Source organism: Arcobacter sp. (genome assembly GCF_050300555.1).
GTDB lineage: Bacteria > Campylobacterota > Campylobacteria > Campylobacterales > Arcobacteraceae > Arcobacter.
This window is the reverse complement of the sequence record NZ_JBNKXY010000008.1, coordinates 90,338-111,990: the sequence shown is the minus strand read 5'-3', so window position 1 is coordinate 111,990 and position 21,653 is coordinate 90,338. Positions and strand designations below refer to the sequence as shown.

Sequence of the window (21,653 nt, the reverse complement as noted above, 5' to 3'; positions counted from 1 at the left end):
TGATTCCAAAGAGTTTCGCTCTATGCTCACTAACCTGAGAATGTTTTCGGTGTGATTTTTCACAATGTGTCATAATTAAAAAGGATTTATTATGAGAATTAATACTAACGTTGCTTCATTAAATGCAAGAGAAGCTGCAACAAACACACAAAATAAAATTACAAGTTCATTAGAAAAACTTTCTACTGGATTAAAAATTAATAAAGCATCTGATGATGCATCTGGTTTAGCAATTGCTGATAAACTTAGAACTCAAGCTAGTTCTATTGGTCAAGGTATTGATAATGGTAACTCTGCTGTTTCATTAATCCAAATTGCTGATAAATCAATGGCTGAACAATCAAACATCTTAGATATTGTTAAAGCTAAACTTATCCAAGCTAATACTGATACTACTTCTGATGATGGTAGAGAAGCTATTAGAAAAGATATCGTTAAATTACTTGAACAATTAGATAATATCGCTAAACAAACTAACTATAATGGTACAACACTATTACAAAGTAGTTATACAAGTGATCAAGGTTCAAACCAACTATCATTCCAAATTGGTGAAAATAAAGATGATATAGTACAATCTGTTTCTATCCAATCAAATTCAATTGGTCTTGGTGGTGGAACAGAAGATTTAGTACAAACTTCAGGATTAAGTACTAGAAATAATGTTATATCTCAAGGTACATCAATGGTTATTTCAGGTGATGGAACAAATGCAATCACTTTAGATGGTGTTGCAACTGGTACTGCACTTAATGTAAATATTTCAGGTGTTACAGGTGATTTAACATTTAATAGTGCAACTACAATTAGTAATGTTGATTCAAATACACAATTAATTCTAGAAAAATTAGCTGCTGCAACTGGTACAGGAAGTGTAGAAGTTAAAGATATTAATGGTAACGTTATTGGAACATTTAGTACAGCAGGTGCTGCTAGTGGTTCTGGTGTAACAAAAGTTGATGGTGCAATTGTTAATGGTATTCAACAAGCTCCAACATTTACTATTGCTTCTGGAGTAACAATAGGATTTGGTGGAAGTACAACAGATACAACAAATATTGCTGGTGCTGCTTTAAATACTTATAGTATTGGTTCTATGACAGCAGTTCAAAGTTCAGCATCTGGAAGTATCACAATTAGTGCAAATGCTCAAAATGTTAATATTCAAAATAACAATACAGCTACTGCTTCTGAATTAAAAGTAACTACAGCAACTGGTTCAATCACTGGAGGAGCAACACTTTCTGGATTAAAATCTTTAGCTTCGGGACAATTAACAAGAACCCAAGCCGATAAATTCCAAGGTGTTGTTGATGCTGCAATTAGTCAACTTAATACATTTAGAGCAGATTTAGGTTCTACTCAAAATCAAATCGAATCTGGGGTTAGAAACTTAATGACTCAAGAGACAAATGTAAAAGCTGCTGAGTCTATTATTAGAGATGTTGATTATGCAAAAGAATCTGCAAACTTCAACAAACAAAATATTATCTCACAAGCTGGATCATATGCAATGAGCCAAGCTAACTCTATCCAACAAAACGTATTGAGACTTTTACAATAGTATTTAGTCTTTTAACTTTTAAAAGTAGTATCCTACTGGGTACTACTTTTTTTATTTAAATATTAAAAAAATCATCTTAAATTCAGCTATCTTTAGAGCTAATATGCTAAAATAAATATAAAAAATAATATCCTATTTAGTTTGCATAAAGATTTAACAAAGGTACATAATGTCACAAAATCAGGTTCAACAATTAGCTATACAAACTTACAATGAAAATCTAGAATATTTTAAACAAAATCATCCTGATATTTACAAAAATCTAGAACTTTATGCTGCTGCTATTGAACTTGGACAAATAGTTCCTGAATTTGAACTTCAATTTTTAAATACTCATTTTGATATTGTTAATCCTAAAACCAAGCAATTTTTATATGTACAAAATTCAAATGATGTATCTAAACAAATTGTTGATGGAATAAACTTTGATGCGACAGTAAATAGCTTTAAAACATATTATGAATTTAAATATAATGACACCGTTGCCAAAACTGCACTTGAACAAGATATTTTAGCCCCTTGTACAATCGGGAATGCACCTGTAATTAATTTTGTAAATAAAAATTTGTCAAATCCACAAAATCTAAAAGAAGTACATAAATTTATAATATTTGGTGTTTTACTTGGAATTCATATTCCTTTAATACACCAAAAACTTAATTCAAAAGTATATTTAATAGTTGAACCAAATTTAGAGTTCTTTAGATTATCTTTATTTGTAACTAATTATGCAAACTTAGCTAAACAAACAAAACTGTTCTTTTCAGTTGCACAAAATGAATATGAATTTAAAAAAACTTTTGAATCCTTTTATGGGGAACTTTTTATATTTAATCATTATTTAAAATTTGTAAATATTTCTGCTGGTTCAGATGTATATATGAAAGTTATTCAAAACTTTTTAGTATCACAACCTCACTTATTATACTCATATGATAGAACATTTTTAAGCCTAAGTAGAACGAATTCATATATTAGCCAAGATTTTAACTTATTAAATATAAAATATAAACAAAACCTAAAACCTTTTGAAAAACCTGTTCTACTTTTAGGTGCAGGTCCATCATTACAACGTAATATAGACTTTGTTAAGCAAAATCAAGATTACTTTACTATAGTTGCTATATACGCTACTATGCCTATTTTGGAGAGAAATGGTATAAAACCAGATATCATAACCCAATATGATGAACAAGATGAAGAAGTTTTAAATACACTTAATAAACTAAAAAATATACATTTTTTTAATAATACAATCTTTATTTTTGCATCCCATGTAAATGCAAAGTTAATGAACTCTTTTCCAAAAGAAAATATTTTTATCTTTCAAGCTATGTTTGAACTAAAAGAGAACTTTGGAATACTAACAAGTCCTAGTATTGGTGAATTATCATATGCCTTATTACTGTTATTTCAAGCAAAAGAACTATATTTATTAGGATTAGATTTTGCAATGGATGTTGAATCAGGAGATACACATATTGAAGGACACTCTGGTTCTAGTGCATTTAATAAATTAAAAGATTTAGAAGATTCTAACGATAAAAATTATTCATTTAGAAAAAATACTATCCTTGTAAAAGGTAACTTTTTACCAGAAGTTAAATCTGTACCTGTATTTAAAACATGTATAGATACTTTTTCTCAATTTACAGAAATGTATAAAGATTCATTTAACAAAGTTTTTAACCTTTCAAATGGAGCTTATTTAAATGGAGCAACTCCGTTGAAAATTGAAGATATTGATTTATCAAACTTTACAAAAAAAGAACCAAAAACTATAAAAGAAGAACTTTTTAATAGTCTTGCAAGTATTAGTGAAGCTGGTTATAATAACAAAGATTTAGAAAAGTTGAACTTAAAATTAAGTGGTGTAAAAAAAATAAAAAAATCCCTTGAACAGTTTCAAAAAATAAAAAAATACAAAGATTTTGAAGAGTATAAGGGACAATTAATAAATCTAATTCAAAATATTTTATTTGAAAAACATCATTGTGAAGATTTACAATCAATTTTGATAAATTACTCATCACATAACCTTCATCATATTTTTTATCTATTTGATTTGGATAGTGAAACTGATAAGAAAAAATATATTTATGAAATAAATAAAAATCTATGTACTCAACTAAATAAAATAGTTGATACTTATGTAATTTCTATATCATATTCAAGTGATGAAAATAGTATTGCACTTAAAAAACTGAATAAATATCTAAAAGAGTATTCAATAAAAAACAGTATCTACTCTGAACCATTTTTCAAAGAATTAGTTGAAACTTCAAAAAAGGGTTATCAACATGAGTTTGAATCAAACTCGATGGGATTTTTAGCGATAGAAGATAATCTTTCAAATAAAGAGTTTATAACTTATATAAAAGAGATACTTAAAAAGTTTCCAGAAGTTAAACTCAAGCTTTTTTACTTCTTTGAATTTCAAAAAATACAAGCACAATTTATTTTTAAACAAGAGCTAGAAAAAGTAGAAATCATAATTCCCCACAATCTTACACAAATAGCAAATAGTGTAGAGTTTTGGCTAGAAACTTATGACCATACTACAAATATAAAAAAACTTGATGATATAATTTTAAATAATTATGAAAATATCTATTCTGCTATGTTTAGTAAAACAAGCTATGATAAACTGTTAACAATCCAAGATAGTAAAGAAACAATTGTACCTAAAAAATTTATTTTAGCAAAAGATATAGAAAAAGAGTTTATGCTACCAAATTCAAATTATTATGTGTTTGGAAATAGTTTAAAAGACAATATTGATACTGATTTATTAAAAGAAAAATACCTAAAAGAACACATTGGATTTTTTGCTTTTAAAGAAAATCTACAAAAAGATTTTATCAATCACATAATAAATATTTGTAATAAATTTCCAAATATTAAATTTTCTGTTTTTTATTTTGATGAAGAAGTGGTAAAGGAATTTATATCAATTTTTGTAGCTGTTGCAAATAGATTTCAATTTATCACGCCAAAATCTATCTATGATATAGCTGATAATTGTGAAGTTTGGGTGCAAGCTGAAACCAAAAATCAAAGCTTCTTATTTTATAAAATATATGATTTTATATCTAAAACTATCAATATACACCCAATAGTTTTAGATGAAAAATACGAGCTTAAAAACAGCTCAGAAAACTATTTAGAAGCTATGCTTGAAAACTATGAAGAGACTATTTTTGCAAAATCATTAAATAGTACACTTGATGAACAAAGGCTACAAAATACAAATCCTGAAGATAATATAGGTTTCTTAGCTACTAAAGATAATCTAGAAGACAATGAATTTATCAAACTTATGACTATACTTTTTGAAAAAAATTATGATACTAGGTACAAAGCATTTTATTTTACTAAAGAACAAAAAGAAATAACATCAAAAATATTTGAAAACTATATAGATAAAATTGATTTTATAATTCCTACCAATCTTTATGATATAGTTGAAAATATATCTACGTATATCTACTCTTTTATAAGCTATAAAAAACCGAAAACTACAAATTATCATAATGTATGGCAAATACTAAATAAAACAAAAGCAAATTTATTTAAACTTCATTTGCAAGATGAAATAAAAAATGAAAACATGTTCTATGATAGTATTGATTTAGTTGATGATAATAAAATGTTGTTTGAAAAGTCTATAGTTTCTAAGATATTTATAAACACTGAAAAGTTCAATGAATATTGCTTTATAAATAGTTTAAATCAACCTGTAAATGAAGAAATAAAATATTCTTATTGTCTACCAAATACTATAGGATTCTTTGTAACAAAAGAGAATATTGAAAATAAAGAATTTATGCGTTATATAGATGAATTAAATTCCAGGTTTAAAGATTGTATAGTAGGATTTTCCTTCTCTGATAATGTCATAATAAATAATTTACATACAAAAAAAGTTACAAATATTAAAGACCTCCCTTCTTGTTCAATTTTTATTCCAAATTTAGAAAATTCATTTGACAAAATAGTTTTAAAGTACATAAAGAATAATTTTAACAATATACATACTATACATACGAGTTACATTAATAAAAAGTACAAAAATATTTCTTATGAAGAATATAATAAAAAAGAAGGGTTCTTTATGAAATATTTAAATAATGAAAAAAATTTACTAAAATTAAACTATAAAAAAACTGAAATTGTTGACAATAATTATTTAAAAACTTTAATTCAATACACTAAAGATAATTTTGTATTTACTCCTGTAAGTAAAGAGACAGAAATATATGAATTTTTATGTTTTCATGAAATTGAAAATTTAATACAAGATATTAATTATATTAAATATAGACAAAATTTGAAAGATAAATTAGCAAATATTTATCTGATTTTTGTAAAGGAAATAAATGTCCTATAATAAACTGCTAATTGAAGAATTAGAATTTTTTTTAAAATCATCTTGTAATACCGAGCAATTTTTTAATAAGTTAAGTCCTTTGATTAAACATAAAAATTTTTTGATGCACATTGCTGCTCCTAAAACTGGTAGTACTTGGCTAACATCAATGATAAAAAACGACTTAAATTTTTATACTTCTCAACTTGTAATTGATTATGATAGAAGAGAACAAGAAATTCAACTTGAAGCATTTTATAAAGCATTATTAAAACCTGAAATTAATTATTTTTTTGGACATAAACATACTAGATTTTCAGAATATACAAAAAACTTCATTGAGTACTTCAATGTTAACGTAATTTTACAATGTAGAAATATCTTTGATACAGTTATATCAGTAAAAGACCATTTAAATCAAACAAAAGAAAATGGTTCAATGTCAAATGTACCAAAAGATTTTTACAATTGGGCAGATGAACAACAAATTGATTTTATAATTGATACTTTAATTCCTTGGTATTTTAACTTTTATTCATCATGGTTTGAATATATAAAAGAAAATAAAAATATTTATTTAATTACGTATGAAGATTTGTTATTAGATCCAAAACAAGAATTAAAAAAAATATATATAAAGTTCAACTATAACCAAGAATCAATTGAAGAAATTTTATCAAAAAAAAGTTTTACAAGATTTAATAAAGGAATATTAGGAAGAGGTGAAATATTGAATAAATCACAAAAAAATAAAATTGTTAATATATCTAAATATTATAAAAATGTCGACTTTTCTTCTATTGGTTTGTAATATGAAAGTAATAATTTTAGCAGGAGGATTAGGAACTAGATTAGCAGAAGAAACTGATATACGACCAAAACCTATGGTTGAGATTGGTGGTAAACCAATATTATGGCATATAATGAAACTATACAGTCATTATGGTTTTGATGATTTTGTCATTTTACTTGGTTATAAAGGATATTATATCAAGGAATATTTTGCCAATTATTATTTACACCAAAGTGACATCACATTTAATATGTCTAATGGTGAAATAGAAGTTCATAATAATTCAAGTGAACCTTGGAAAGTGACTCTTCTAGATACAGGGCTAGATAGTATGACAGGTGGTCGAATAAAAAGGGCTAAAGACTTTATAGGAAATGAAACTTTTATGCTTACTTATGGTGATGGTGTAAGTGATGTTAATATTAAAGAATTATTATCATTCCATAAATTAAATAAAACTAAAGCAACAATGACTGCAATACAACCAGCTGGTAGATTTGGAGCATTGGATATAAACTCAAATTTGGTACATAACTTCGTAGAAAAACCAGCAGGAGATGGAAATTGGATAAATGGTGGGTTTATGGTGTGTGAACCAGCAGTTTTAGATTTAATAGAGTCTGATTTAACTACCTTCGAACAATATCCTTTGCAAACACTAGCAAAAAATGGAGAATTAAGTGCATTTAAACACAGTGGGTTTTGGCAATGTATGGATACTCTACGTGATAAAATATATTTAAATGAATTGTGGGATAAAAACGAGGCACCATGGAAAATTTGGTAATTCATAATTTATTTAATCGAATATATAAAAATAAAACTGTATTAGTCACAGGACATACTGGATTTAAAGGCTCATGGCTTGTGTATTGGCTTAATAAAATGGGTGCGAATGTAATAGGCTATTCTTTGAAAGCTCCAACCATTCAAAATCATATAGAATTATTAAGTCTAGAAATACCTTCCATAATTGGAGATATAAGAGATTTAAATAAATTAAATGAAACTTTTGAAAAATATAAGCCTGATATTGTGTTTCATTTAGCAGCTCAATCATTAGTTAAATTTTCTTATGAAAATCCAATAGAAACCTATGATACAAATGTTATGGGAACATTGAAAGTATTTGAAACATGTAAAAAATATAATGTAAAAGCTATTGTAAATATCACAAGTGATAAAGCATATGACAATAAAGAATGGATTTGGGGATATAGGGAAAATGATCCATTAGGAGGATATGACCCTTATAGCTCAAGTAAAGGATGTGCAGATATTTTAACTAATTCCTATCGAAACTCTTATTTTAATATAACAAAGTATAAAGATTCACATAATACTCTCCTTGCCTCTTGTAGGGCAGGCAATGTAATAGGTGGTGGAGACTGGGCACAAGATAGACTTTTAAGTGATATTATGGTTTCAGTAAGTCAAAATAAAAAAGTCCATGTAAGAAATCCCAAAGCAACAAGGCCATGGCAACATGTCCTTGAGCCACTTAGTGGATATCTTCTCATAGGTCAAAAACTTCTCGAAGAAAAAGTGGAATTTTCAGATGCATGGAATTTTGGCCCCTCAGATAAAGAAAGTATTACTGTAGAAGAAATAGTTAAAAAAGTTAAAAAATATTGGAATAAAATTGATTATGAAATAAATTGCAATCCAAATCAACTTCATGAAGCGAATATGTTAAAACTTGATTCCTCAAAAGCACACATAATACTTAAATGGAATACAGTATGGAATAGTGAGACTACTATTGAAAAAACTGTTAAATGGTATAAATCGTTTTATGATAAGAAAACTATTTTAACAAATGAACATTTAAAAACTTATATTAAAGATGCTAGCAAAAAAGGAATAGCATGGACAAAAAGTTAAACATAATTAATACTGATTTTAATGGATTATATATAATAGAACCAAACAAATTTATAGATGAAAGAGGTGCTTTTTCAAGAGTTTATTGTGAAATAGAGATGAAAGACATTTTTTGCAAGAATATCAAACAAATTAATCACTCTGTAACAAAAAATAAAGGTACAGTTAGGGGATTGCACTTTCAATATGAACCAAATAGTGAAATTAAGATGGTAAAATGTATTAGAGGAAGTATTTATGATGTTGTTGTAGATATAAGAAAAAACTCACCAACTTTTTTAAAACACTTTACTGTAGAGTTGACTGAAAAAAATCAAAAAATGATACATATACCAAAAGGTTTTGCTCACGGTTTTCAAACACTTGAGGATGATGTGGAATTACTTTATCTACATAGCAATATTTACACACCTGATAAAGAAGGAGCTTTAAATATTAAAGACCCACAATTAGACATAAAATGGCCATTTCCTGTAACTTATCTCTCAAATAGAGATAAAAATCATCCATTTTTAAACCATAAATTTGAAGGAATAGAACTACATGAAATGTAGATTTTGTAAAACAAAACTTAACGATATCTTTGTTGATTTAGTTAATGCACCTGCATCTAATTCATATTTAACTAAAGAACAATTGGATGAACCTGAAGTTTTTTATCCTCTTAAAATATATGTATGTCATAATTGTAAACTAGTGCAAATAGATGAATATAAAAAATCAAATGATATATTTGATAAAAATTATGCTTATTTTAGCTCATATTCTACAAGTTGGCTGGCACATGCTAAAAATTATGTAGAGATGATAACTACTAAATTATCATTAAATAAAGATTCATTGGTTACAGAAATAGCTTCAAATGATGGATATTTGCTTCAATATTTTAAAGAAAAAAATATACCTTGTCTAGGTGTGGAGCCTACAAATAGTACAGCAAAAGTTGCTCGTGAAAAAGGAATTGAAGTCATTGAAGATTTTTTTGGAAGTCTATTAGCTCAAAAACTAAAAAAATCAGATTTAATTCTTGGAAATAATGTATTGGCACATGTACCAGATATTAATGATTTTGTGAAAGGTCTAAAAATAGTATTGAAAAAAAATGCAACGATAACTATGGAGTTTCCTCACTTACTCAAGCTAATAGAAGAAAATCAATTTGACACTATTTATCATGAACATTTCTCTTATTTCTCTTTTTATACAGTTAAACAAATTTTTGAACAACAAGGACTAAAACTATATGATGTAGAAAAACTACCTACCCATGGAGGAAGTCTAAGAATATACGCAACACATAAAGAAAATGATATAAAGACATCACAAAATGTAGAACAACTTTTAAAAGAAGAGCAATCTTTTGGCTTATTAGATATGGGGGTTTATAAAAGCTTTCAAGAAAAAGCCAATAAAGTTAAATATGATTTATTGTCTTTCTTACTTCAAGCGAAAAAAGAAAATAAGACAGTGATAGCGTATGGAGCAGCAGCAAAAGGGAATACACTCTTAAATTATATTGGAATAAAGTCCAATTTAATATCTTTTGTTGTGGATAAATCTCCTTATAAACAAAATATGTATTTACCAGGGAGTCATATTCCTATTTTAAATGAAACTAATATTATTACCTATAAGCCAGATTTTGTTATCATCTTACCTTGGAATATTCAAGATGAAATTGTAGAACAACTTTCATACATTAAAAAATGGAATGGTAAATTTGCAGTAGCAATACCAAAATTAAAAATAATATGAAAAAAATACACTATACAAAACCATCAATCACAGACTTAGAAATTAAATATGCAACAGATGCCGCAACAAATGGTTGGGGGGAGAAATGCTATGATTATATTTATAAATTTGAAGATTTATTTAAGAAGCATTTAAATATAAAATATGCTATGGCAACTTCTAGTTGTACTGGTGCTATGCATATTGGGTTATCTGCATTAGGTATTAGCTATGAAGATGAAGTTATTTTAGCTGATATTAACTGGATTGCTTCGGCTGCACCTATTACATACCTTGGAGCCAAACCAGTTTTTATAGACATCTTGCCTGATACTTGGTGTATAGACCCATCAAAAATTGAGGAAGCTATTACTCCAAAAACTAAAGCTATTATTGCAGTACACATATATGGCAATCTTTGTGAAATGGATACTATTATGAAAATAGCAAAAAAACACAATCTATATGTTATAGAAGATGCAGCTGAAGCTATTGGTTCTATTTACAAAGGAAAAAAAGCTGGAAGTATAGCAGATTTTGGAGTTTTTTCATTTCATGGTACAAAAACAATTACTACAGGTGAAGGTGGTATGTTTGTAACAAATAATAAAAATCTTTATGAAAAAGTAAATATCTTAAACTCTCATGGAAGGAATCCTAAAAATCCAAAACAATTCTGGGCAGAAACTATGGGATTTAAATATAAGATGTCAAACATTCAAGCAGCTATTGGTTGTGCACAAATGGAAAGAATTGATGAACTTATATTAAGAAAAAGAGAAATATTTTTTGAATATCATAATAAATTATCTAAAATAGATGGTTTAACAATGAATCCTATTCCAAAAGATGAGAATACTCAATATGGATATTGGATGCCCACAGTAATCTTTGATAAAAAGTTACGATTTGATAGAGATATGCTTTTACATATTTTTAAAAATAACAATATTGATGGTCGTGTATTTTTTTATCCATTATCAAGTTTACCTATATTTGATGAAAAAAAAGAAAATCAATTAAGTTATTTTATTTTTGAACGTGGCATAAATTTACCAAGTTATCATGAAATTGGGAAAAACCAATTATATAAAACCACTAAAATAATTAAGGATTTTACCAATGCTAACTAAAGAACAAATAGATGAATTTAATGAAAATGGTGTTTTAGTTTTAAGAAACTTTTATAATTATGAAGAAGAAATAAAACCTATTCAATATGATATTTATAATATTATCAAATTAATAATTGAGAAATATAAATTAGACATACCTATGGAAGAATTTAATGGCAATAATTTTGATTTTTCATTAATGGAAATTCTAAAAATCAATAGAACATATATTAGTGAAATATATGATGCAGTTAAAGACTCTGTATCATTTAATAGATTAATATCTACAAGTAAAAATGAAAAAGTTTCTAAAGATGTACTAATGTCAACTTTTGTTGGTGTTGCAAATGGAGGTTCTGGTATTAGAATTGATTTACCTCATGAAGAAAAATTTAGAACTTTTTGGCATCAAGAATATCCTGCACAACTAAAAAGTTTAAAAGGAGTAGTTCTTTGGTCACCTTTAGTTGAAGTTATTCCTTCCCTTGGTCCTGTTGAAGTATGCTTACATTCACATAAAAATGGTGTTTTACCTGTTTTTGAAGATAAAAGTGATTCAAGAATAGGTGCATATACATTAAAACTTAAAAATGAAAAAGAGATAATAAATAATTTTTTTCATGTTGCACCTCTATCTAAACCTGGTGACTTAATATTAGTTAATTGGCTTGTTATTCATCAAAGTGGATTAAATATAAGTAATAAAGCAAGATGGTCAATGCAAATGAGGTATTTTGATTTTTTAGAACCTATTGGACAAAAAATTTCTTGGAAAGGTTCCTTTGCAAAAGGAATAAAATTTGAAGAAATTCATCCAGAACTATTAGTAAAATAGGGATTTTTAATGGTATGTAATATTTGTCAATCATCTAATTCCATTAGCATCTACAAATCTCTTAATGGTTCATTATCTTCACTTTGTGATTTAAATAAAAATAATATTAATGTTTTTCTTTGTACAAATTGTTTACATATTTATACTGATTTCAATATTGAAGAATCAACGTATTATGATTTAAACTATAATATTTTAATAGATACTGAGGATGAAGACCAACTATATAAAACACTAGATAATGGAGAAAAACTTTATAGAACGGAACATCAATTAAATCTATTATTATCTAAATTAAATATTAATAATACTACTAAAATATTAGATTTTGGTTGTGCAAAAAGTAGTACAATGAAAGCACTATCAGAAAGAACTGGTATTAAACCTTATTTATTCGATATTAGTAAAAACTATGAGCAATATTGGAATTTCACATCAAAAGAAAATTATGCAACATACGAAATTCCAAAAGATTGGTTCAATAAATTTTCTGTGGTAACATCATTTTTTTCATTAGAGCATATTAAAAATCCAATTGAAACAATTAAAATGATTGAAAATCTACTAATTTCAGAAGGTAAGCTTTTTTTAATTTTACCTAATCCATTGATTAATATTGCTGATATCCTTGTTAATGAACATTTCAATCATTTTACTCCTAATTCAATTATATATATGTTACAAAACCATGGCTTTTGTATAGAGGAAATTGACACTGAATCATATTTTGGTGCTTTTGTTATTATTGCAAAAAAAAGCAATATTAATTCTCTAGAGTTAAATAATAATGCTCAGATTATAGAAGAAGTTAAAAATTTGGGTAAATATTGGCAAAATATTACAAATAAAGTTTCTTACATAGAATCAAAAATAAATAAACGAGAATTTGCAATTTATGGCTCGGGTTTTTATGGTAGTTTTATATATAGCCAAATGACAAACACTGAAAATTTAAAATATTTTATTGATATGAATCCATATAGATATAAATATATGCTTTTTGAGAAGAATATTATTGCACCCCAGAATTTGCCAAAAAATATAAAAAATATTATTGTTGGTTTAAATCCTAAATGTGCACAAAATACCATAGAAAAATTAAATATTTTTTCAAACGATATAAATTTTTTCTATTTATGATAAGAAGGATATAATGATTACAATTAGAAATTATAAAAACATAGATTTAAATATCTTATATCAAATTAGAAATGATGAAACTTTACAAAAAAATTTGATGTCTTTACCTAAGAAAGAATCATATGATGATGTAGTAAAATGGATACAAATTAAACAGTCTAAAGATATTTTTAAAATTATTTCTATAGAAGAAAGTGATCAATGTATTGGATACATTCAAATTGTTGATATTAATAATTCTCTATTTGGAAAACTAGGAATTGCAATACATAAAAAATACCAGAATTTTGGATATGGTCAAAAAGCATTAAAGATTTTTTTTAATAATTTAAAAGAAAAAACAAATTTAAAAAAGATTTTATTAGAAGTATTATCTACAAATAAAAATGCAATAAAAGTTTATGAAAAATTAGGATTTAAGCAAATTAATATACTTAAAAATCACTTTTTACTAAATGAAAAACTTATAGATGTAATCGTTATGGAAAAAAAGTTAAATGAAAAAAAATAATATTGTAATTTCTCAACCAATGTATTTTCCCTGGATAGGCTTATTTGAACAAATCAGATTTTCCGATATATTTGTAATTTATGATGATGCCCAATTTTCAAAAGGGAGTTTTACAAATAGAGTACAAATAAAAACTAACACAGGTATGAAATGGCTAAGTGTGCCTATCAGTAAATTGAAGTTAGGGCAAAAAATAAATGAAATACAAATTGATAATAAAAAAAATTGGAAACGTTCGCATATTGACTTTTTAAAAAACACTTATAAAAATCATCCCTATCTACAAGATGTCCTATCAATTATTAATCATATTTACTCTAATCCATATAATACAATGTCTGATTTAAGTACAGACTCTATCAAGGTTATTTTAGAATATTTTGAAATTGAAAGAAAAATATTATTTTCCTCAAGCATGAAATTAGAATATACAAATAGTGATAAAGTTTTAGAGATTGTTAAATTATTAAATGGAAATGTATATATTACGGGACATGGCGCTAAAAATTATTTAAACCATGAAGATTTTGAAAAAAATAATATAGATGTAAAATATATAAACTATAATTTACGTATTTATCCACAAAAATTTGAGACATTTACACCTTATGTATCAATATTAGATTTAATTGCAAATGTTGGGAAAGATGGATTAGAATATTTTAATTCAGTTACTTTAAATTGGAAGGAGTTTATAAATGACAGAAATAGAGAAATTTAATAATGAGAAACAATGTAATATACAAAAACAAGAAGACTTAAAATATTTAGGAATAAATTTTCTAAATAATATTGCACAAACAAAATATTCATATAATTTTACTTGGTTAGGAAGACCAATAATTCAATTCCCACAAGATACAATAGCTCTTCAAGAGATAATCTGGGAAATAAAACCTGATTTAATTATAGAAACAGGTATAGCACATGGCGGTTCACTTATCTTCAGTGCTTCTATGCTTGCACTTTTAGAAGTTTGTGGAGAGATAAATAATGGAAAAGTAATAGGAATAGATATTGATATAAGAACACATAATAGAAAAGAAATTGAATCACATCCGTTAAGTAAAAAAATTGAAATGATTGAAGGATCCAGTATAGATAAAAAAATTATAAAACAAGTGATTGAATTATCTAAAAATGCAAAAAAAATACTAGTATGCTTAGATAGTAATCATACCCATGAACATGTTCTTTCTGAATTAAAAGCATATGCACCATTAGTTACAATTGGAAGTTATTGTTGTGTTTTTGATACAGCTATAGAGAATATGCCAGAAGGAAGTTTCCCTGACAGACCTTGGGATATAGGGAATAATCCTAAAACTGCTGTTTTGGAGTTTCTGAAAAACAATGACTCCTTTGAAATTGATAAAACTATTGAAAATAAATTGCTAATTACTGTTGCTCCAGATGGTTACTTAAAAAGAGTTAGATAATTATGAATAATCCTAAACTTACTATTGGAATGCCAGTATATAATGGGGAACTTTTTATAGAAGATGCATTAAAAAGTTTGTTAAGCCAATCATATAAGAATTTCGAATTAATAATCTCTGATAATAATTCAACTGATAATACAGAAAATATTTGTAAAAAATATTCATTAAATGATCAAAGAATAAAATATATAAAACAACATAAAAATATTGGAGCACATGAAAACTTTATGTTTGTATTAAAAGATTCTGAAACTAACTACTTTATGTGGGCGGCAGCAGATGATTTGTGGGATTCAAGATTTTTAGAAAAATGTATGCAAGCTATAGATAAAGATCATAATCTTGGATATGTATTCTCGAATATTTATAATATCAATATTTTAAATAAAAAATATAGAGAAATACCATCCTTTGTAAAATATTCAGGAGAACCATCTTTAAAAAAAATATACACATACCTTTTGGATGCAGAATTTAATGGTAAAGCAAACTTATTTTATGGTATTTATAACTCTTCTTTATTAAAAGAAATGATAAAAAAACTTGAACATCAAGCTAGCTGGGGTTTAGATATGAACTTTAATCTATTAACATTGTGTTCTACTAAAACATATATTATAGATGATATCCTTTTTTATAAAAAAAGACATGAAAATATAGAATATTTTACATACAAAGATAATATTACATTACGAAATAAGTTTAAAATACATGATTTTTTAGAATATTATAAAACATCTTTATTATTCACTTATAAAAATAAATATTTCCCAATAGTTTTTTTAATAATGACTTATAGACTTTGTGAATTTAGTTTTTTTAAAATTAAAGGTTTTTTCAAATGAATCAACATTTAAACATTATGATCTGTTATGCCCGTTCTGGAGGTACTATTCTAAATAAATGTTTAGCGTCTCTAAAAAATACAATTGTCATTTCTGAAGTAAATCCAATGGGTGGAGGATGGGGCGAACTCAAAGAAAAATCCTATACCACAATAAAAAGCCAAGCTTTAAATTGGTTTAATATAAATATTAAATCTAATGGGTTTAAAAATGAATTAATAGAATTAATAAAATCTTGTGATAATAAACATATTATTATTAGAGATTGGTCATTTGTTAATTTTTCATCTTGTAAAGAAAATCAATATAATCCTCCTTCTAAACTTTTAATATTAGAGGAATCAGTAGATATACCAAACAAAAAAATATTTGCATTTGTAAGAGATTCTATTGATGTATGGATTTCAAGAGGAATGCCTGATACAAATACTTTTTTTAGTGAATATAAAAACTATATTGATTCTTTGATAAAACATAATATAAAAATATTTAAATATGAGGATTTTTGTATAAACCCTGACTTATTTATACAAAATTTATGTGGTTTTCTAGAAATAAACTATTCTAATAAATGGAAAAATTTTCATAATTATGAAAAAGTAAATGGTGATGTTCAATTAAAAGATTCTAGAGCTAAAAGTAGTACAGAAATATCATTAAAGAAAAGAAAAATAATTCCAATTGAAAAAATAAAAGAAGTTGAAAATTGTAAAAACATGTGCCACTGTAATAATCTACTATCTTACTCCATAAAATATTTTAATTAAATTTATTGTATATTATTTTATTTTTTAAAGGATTTTTACTAAATGATTGTGATTAATTTAAAAGGAGGATTAGGAAATCAAATGTTTCAATATGCTTTTGCATATGCATTTGCTAAAAAGTTTAATTCAAATTTATTATTATCAACAAATTACTTTAAACATGATTTGATAAGATCTTATCAACTATATAATTTCAATTTAACCTACAATAAATTAATAAATCAAGATGACTTAAATTTTTTATCAAATAACTTTTTTTTATATGAAGAAAAAAACTTCTGCTATTCAGAAATTAAACTTCAAAAAAGTAACATTATTTTTGATGGCTATTTCCAAAGTGAAAATTATTTTAAAGATTATCGAAAAGAAATTTTAAATGAATTTAAATTATCAACAACCTTATGCTTAAAATCAAAAAAATATCTAAATATTATAAATAATTCACCAATTGCTGTTTCTATTCACATTAGAAGAGGAGATTATATTAGTAATGAAAAAACAAACGCATTTCATGGAACATGCGATTTAAATTATTATAATAAGTCTATAAATTATATTCTTTCTGAAAAAAAAGAAAGAAATGTAATTTTTTTTATTTTTAGTGATGATATTACATGGTGTAAAGAAAATTTCACTTTTTTATCTAAAAAAATATTTGTTCAACTTCCAAATAATTTTGAACATGAAGAACTATACTTAATGAGCCAATGTAAACACAATATAATTGCAAACAGTACTTTTAGCTGGTGGGCGGCATGGCTAAATGAAAATAAAAATAAAATAATTATAGCTCCAAATAAATGGTTTAATGATAAAAGTATGAATGACAAAGACTTAATTCCAAAAGAATGGAAAAAGATGTGAATAAAGCACCTATCATCTCTGTTATTATGCCTGTTTATAATGCAGAAAAATATTTAAAAGAATCAATTGAAAGTATTTTAAATCAAACATTTAAAGATTTTGAATTTATTATTATAAATGACTCTTCAACGGATAATAGCGAAAATATCATTTTATCATATACTGATCTAAGAATAAATTATATAAAAAATAAAAAAAACATAGGTGTTGCCAAATCATTAAATAAAGCTATTCAAAATTCAAAAGGTAAATATATTGCGAGAATGGATGCTGATGATATAAGCCTCACCAATAGATTAGAAATACAGTTTAATTATATGATTGAAAACCAAAATATTGATATTTGTGCTAGTTGGATTAATCATTTTTCTAATGGAAATGAAAGAATTATAAAAACAGTAAAATCAAATAAAGAAATCAAAACTCTATTACTTTTTTATAACCCTATCCCTCATCCAACTATATTTATGAAAAAAGAGATATTTACTAAATATAATCTAAGTTATTCTAATACTTTCTCAAAAGCAGAAGATTATGAATTATGGACTAGAGCTATTATTTTTTGTAGATTCTCAATCATTCAAGAAACATTACTACTTTATAGGATACATACTTCACAAATTAGTAAAAACTTTGCTGAATTACAAAAAAAACAAATAATTCAAATAAAGAATAATTATATGCTTAGATTATTCAAGAAGGAAGATATAAAAGAAATCTTACATTTTTTTAAAAACTCCAAAAAGATTAAACTAAATAAGCTAAATTGGCTGATATATTTAACCAAAAAATACAATTTGGATATTAAAGTTTTAATACATAGATTTAAGTTTTTAAACAAAGACATACAGTCCCATTATAAAAATAATTTAGATTTATATATCATGGATTTAAAAAAGATCCTAAAAGTTCATCACAAAATAGTCATAGTAGGGTATGGAAGCCTTGGTCAAAAAGTACATAATGAATTAAAAGAACAATATAATATTTCTCATATTGTTGAACAATGCAGCAGTAACAATAATACTAACTTATTTTTAAAATCAATATACTCTTTAAGCCAAGACAATTATTTATTTATTAATACCATATTATCTGAAAATACACATGTGCAAATTAATACTAAAATACAAAAAAAATTTATTAATTCAGAAATCATTACTCTATATTTTTAATAATACAAGTATCTAATAGTATTTATAATAAAATTATAAATTTAATAATTTTATATATTCATCGTAATATTTTTGGGCCATATTTTTTGAACTAAATTTTTGAACTAAATTTCTTTTATTATTTTTTCCTTCTTTTAAATATCTCTTTTTTATACAATTAATATATACTTTTTTAAAATTTTTCTGATTCTTTACATTGTCAATAACTAAACCATTTTTATAGTTTTTAACAATTTCTTTCATTCCCCCATTGTTAGATACAATTGATGACATACTAAAATAAAATGTTTCTATTAATGCTAAAGGCAATCCTTCAGTAGTAGATGGCATTAACAAAATATCTATATTTTTTAAAAACTTAAAAAGACTATCCCATTGAACTTCACCATGAAAAAATACACTTTCTTCCAAATTATATTTTTTAATATATCTTAGCAATTCTCGTTTATAACCATTTTCAAACATATAACCACCAAATAAATGTAGTTTTGCAGTCAAATTTTTCATACGTAAATATCTTATCAATTTTAAAGAATACAACTGATTTTTTAATGGCATGATATGCCCTACTTGAGCAAAACTTATCTCATTACTTTTTCTTTTATAAAAAGGATTCTTAGGAAAAGCTTCATAATTAACACCATTGTAAATTACGCTTGTATTTATACATTCTATTCTAAATAAATATTTTTCTACTTCATTAGATACAGCCACTACTTTAGAATGATTTTTATAAAAAAAACCTTGTTCTCTCAATCTTCTTTTAGCTGAAATTTTTGCATAACCACTATATTTATGTTCTTTTACTTCTACATCTTCTACAGAATGGCAGGTTGATATGACTTTTAAATGATTATTATGTTCACATAAATGTTTTCCTATTTCAAAAGACTTATGTTGGTTAAGATGTAAAATATCATATTTATTTATAATATTTGACAAATTTTTTAGTTCTTCAAATGCCTTGTCATAACTTTTGTACTCAATAAATTTAACATTAATGGAAGTTAAAAGATTCTTATAATTATCCTCTCTAGACTGAAATAAACTAATAACTAATATTTCTTGAACTTGACTTACAATATTTTTAATAATATTGACAATAACTGTATTGGGTGAAATTATATTTAAACTATGTAATATATAAACAATTCTCATAATTTTATATCCATATATTATAGTCCTCTCATGTTTAAATAGTTAATTATAAAGTTACTAATAGCTTTTTCCAATTGTTCATCATCTTCAATATTAATACACTTATTGTTAATATAATAGTATAAAAAATTTTTAATTTTGATTTTTTCCTCCTCATATAAATAGAAAAATGGTTCCTTTTCAATTTCTTGTAAATTTTTAACATTTCTTGTCACACCCATATAATCAGATTTTCCAAATGTTATGACAGGTTTTAAATGTAATAGTGCTTCAAAGCCAACTCCAGAGTTGATTACATATACAGTTTCACATTTAGCTATTGCATTATGTATTGAACCATCATATATTATAACTTCTTCTTTATTTTCATACTTTAAAAGTAACTCTTTTAAAGTATTACTTGTACATCTAGGATGTCGTTTTATTACCAAAGGTATATTATGCTTTTTTACTATTTTTATAACGCTTTCTATAAGTTTTATTGGTTCAAAGTAACTATGTAACATTACAGTATCATTTATTGTTTGAAGAGGGAAAAATATAAATTTCTTTGGAAATTTATATTTTTTTATATCTTTTTGTTTGTATTTACTAATATTAGAATAAATATACTTTGTTACAAGTCTTGCAAAAAAAACTTCTGACTCTTCCATTGATATATTCTTAAGTATTTGATTTATATTAATATTACAAAACGAACTCCACCCACTATATCCATTAGTATCAAAACTAATCATTCCTTGAAGATAAGATTCCTTCCAACGAAAAATTTGTGGGTTAGTATCTCCTACTGAATGATATGATACTAACAACCTATCTTTTTCTATGTTTTGAGGATCTAAAAATTGTATTTTAAGCATCTCTTCTGCAGAATGACTTTTATTTGTTTTATAAATATATGGTTTTATAAATATTTGTATATTATCATTTTTGTACAAGTAGTCAAATACTTTTTTAGAAAATAAATAGTTAATATCATTTTCATCATTATTTTTTGGGAGTTTATCTATTTCAATTGTTAGTCCAAAAGGTATATAATTTTTTGATAATGAATAATCTATTATATAACTATTCATATTCTTTTCTTGAAGATATTTTACAATATCTAATACATGATTACCCCAAATAATAATTAAAGGGTTATCCAATATTTCAAATTGTACAGGAGATGTAATTAAAATATCTTCATAATGAGAATTGTGAAGTTTAACATTAATATCAATAATATAACTAATCTTATTTTTAATCTCACTACATTCTTTTATAACTCTTTTTGTTATTTCTGACATACCCCATATAAAAACTTCACCATTATAGTCTAAAATTCTTTTTATAGTTTGTTTGTGATTTAAATACAATCTTTCTAACCTTCAACAAGTATAATATAAACAATATTCTAATATAATTTTCATTAATAAATAATTTTCGTTTTATTATATACATACTTTGAAAGGACG

19 protein-coding genes are annotated in these 21,653 nt (G+C 25.1%); 17 read left to right on the top strand and 2 right to left on the bottom strand.

Annotated elements, in window-relative coordinates; translation table 11 throughout:
• Positions 1-91 precede the first annotated feature (91 nt).
• The 17 genes from ACQY5W_RS07805 (at position 92) to ACQY5W_RS07725 (ending at position 19,038) form a co-directional block, all read left to right on the top strand.
• Positions 92-1,564 carry a flagellin gene (locus ACQY5W_RS07805; protein ID WP_428024403.1) on the top strand — a complete coding sequence of 491 codons (1,473 nt, stop codon included), beginning with the start codon at positions 92-94 and terminating at the stop codon, positions 1,562-1,564.
• A 169-nt stretch (positions 1,565-1,733) separates the two neighbouring features.
• Positions 1,734-5,954 (top strand): 6-hydroxymethylpterin diphosphokinase MptE-like protein, encoded by a 4,221-nt coding sequence (locus ACQY5W_RS07800; RefSeq protein WP_428024402.1) that lies wholly within the window; start codon positions 1,734-1,736, stop codon positions 5,952-5,954.
• Positions 5,944-6,744, top strand: coding sequence for a sulfotransferase domain-containing protein (locus ACQY5W_RS07795; RefSeq protein ID WP_428024401.1), 801 nt, complete (start codon positions 5,944-5,946; stop codon positions 6,742-6,744). The genes ACQY5W_RS07800 and ACQY5W_RS07795 overlap by 11 nt, the downstream gene beginning before the upstream one ends.
• Position 6,745: 1 nt before the next feature.
• Positions 6,746-7,513: a glucose-1-phosphate cytidylyltransferase gene (gene rfbF / locus ACQY5W_RS07790; protein WP_428024400.1), complete on the top strand. Its 768-nt coding sequence runs from the start codon at positions 6,746-6,748 to the stop codon at positions 7,511-7,513.
• The gene (gene rfbG / locus ACQY5W_RS07785; RefSeq protein WP_428024399.1) at positions 7,498-8,610 is read left to right on the top strand and encodes a CDP-glucose 4,6-dehydratase; all 1,113 of its coding nucleotides are present in this window, start codon (positions 7,498-7,500) and stop codon (positions 8,608-8,610) included. Before rfbF ends, rfbG begins: the two co-directional genes overlap by 16 nt.
• The gene (rfbC, locus tag ACQY5W_RS07780) at positions 8,595-9,164 is read left to right on the top strand and encodes a dTDP-4-dehydrorhamnose 3,5-epimerase (protein ID WP_428024398.1); all 570 of its coding nucleotides are present in this window, start codon (positions 8,595-8,597) and stop codon (positions 9,162-9,164) included. Before rfbG ends, rfbC begins: the two co-directional genes overlap by 16 nt.
• Positions 9,154-10,365, top strand: coding sequence for a class I SAM-dependent methyltransferase (locus ACQY5W_RS07775; RefSeq protein ID WP_428024397.1), 1,212 nt, complete (start codon positions 9,154-9,156; stop codon positions 10,363-10,365). Before rfbC ends, ACQY5W_RS07775 begins: the two co-directional genes overlap by 11 nt.
• Positions 10,362-11,477, top strand: coding sequence for a DegT/DnrJ/EryC1/StrS family aminotransferase (locus ACQY5W_RS07770; RefSeq protein ID WP_428024396.1), 1,116 nt, complete (start codon positions 10,362-10,364; stop codon positions 11,475-11,477). The genes ACQY5W_RS07775 and ACQY5W_RS07770 overlap by 4 nt, the downstream gene beginning before the upstream one ends.
• On the top strand, positions 11,467-12,294 hold the full coding sequence (locus ACQY5W_RS07765) for a phytanoyl-CoA dioxygenase family protein (RefSeq protein WP_428024395.1): 828 nt from the start codon (positions 11,467-11,469) through the stop codon (positions 12,292-12,294). The genes ACQY5W_RS07770 and ACQY5W_RS07765 overlap by 11 nt, the downstream gene beginning before the upstream one ends.
• Positions 12,295-12,303: 9 nt before the next feature.
• Positions 12,304-13,434, top strand: a complete 1,131-nt coding sequence (locus ACQY5W_RS07760; RefSeq protein WP_428024394.1) for a class I SAM-dependent methyltransferase — start codon at positions 12,304-12,306, stop codon at positions 13,432-13,434.
• Between the two features lie 13 nt (positions 13,435-13,447).
• Positions 13,448-13,945, top strand: coding sequence for a GNAT family N-acetyltransferase (locus ACQY5W_RS07755; RefSeq protein ID WP_428024393.1), 498 nt, complete (start codon positions 13,448-13,450; stop codon positions 13,943-13,945).
• The gene (locus ACQY5W_RS07750) at positions 13,932-14,666 is read left to right on the top strand and encodes a WbqC family protein (RefSeq protein WP_428024392.1); all 735 of its coding nucleotides are present in this window, start codon (positions 13,932-13,934) and stop codon (positions 14,664-14,666) included. Before ACQY5W_RS07755 ends, ACQY5W_RS07750 begins: the two co-directional genes overlap by 14 nt.
• Positions 14,644-15,384 (top strand): cephalosporin hydroxylase family protein, encoded by a 741-nt coding sequence (locus ACQY5W_RS07745; protein WP_428024391.1) that lies wholly within the window; start codon positions 14,644-14,646, stop codon positions 15,382-15,384. The genes ACQY5W_RS07750 and ACQY5W_RS07745 overlap by 23 nt, the downstream gene beginning before the upstream one ends.
• Positions 15,385-15,386: 2 nt before the next feature.
• Positions 15,387-16,232 carry a glycosyltransferase family 2 protein gene (locus ACQY5W_RS07740; RefSeq protein ID WP_428024390.1) on the top strand — a complete coding sequence of 282 codons (846 nt, stop codon included), beginning with the start codon at positions 15,387-15,389 and terminating at the stop codon, positions 16,230-16,232.
• On the top strand, positions 16,229-16,999 hold the full coding sequence (locus ACQY5W_RS07735) for a hypothetical protein (RefSeq protein ID WP_428024389.1): 771 nt from the start codon (positions 16,229-16,231) through the stop codon (positions 16,997-16,999). Before ACQY5W_RS07740 ends, ACQY5W_RS07735 begins: the two co-directional genes overlap by 4 nt.
• A 42-nt stretch (positions 17,000-17,041) precedes the next feature.
• Positions 17,042-17,863, top strand: coding sequence for an alpha-1,2-fucosyltransferase (locus ACQY5W_RS07730; protein WP_428024388.1), 822 nt, complete (start codon positions 17,042-17,044; stop codon positions 17,861-17,863).
• A complete protein-coding gene (locus ACQY5W_RS07725) occupies positions 17,860-19,038 on the top strand; it encodes a glycosyltransferase family 2 protein (RefSeq protein WP_428024387.1) in 1,179 nt (392 codons plus the stop codon). The genes ACQY5W_RS07730 and ACQY5W_RS07725 overlap by 4 nt, the downstream gene beginning before the upstream one ends.
• A 33-nt stretch (positions 19,039-19,071) precedes the next feature.
• Here ACQY5W_RS07725 and ACQY5W_RS07720 read toward each other — a convergent pair whose 3' ends face one another.
• Both ACQY5W_RS07720 and ACQY5W_RS07715 read right to left on the bottom strand, forming a co-directional pair.
• On the bottom strand, positions 19,072-20,196 hold the full coding sequence (locus ACQY5W_RS07720) for a glycosyltransferase family 4 protein (protein ID WP_428024386.1): 1,125 nt from the start codon (positions 20,194-20,196) through the stop codon (positions 19,072-19,074).
• 17 nt (positions 20,197-20,213) lie between these two features.
• On the bottom strand, positions 20,214-21,554 hold the full coding sequence (locus tag ACQY5W_RS07715) for a hypothetical protein (protein ID WP_428024385.1): 1,341 nt from the start codon (positions 21,552-21,554) through the stop codon (positions 20,214-20,216).
• Between the last annotated feature and the right edge of the window lie 99 nt (positions 21,555-21,653).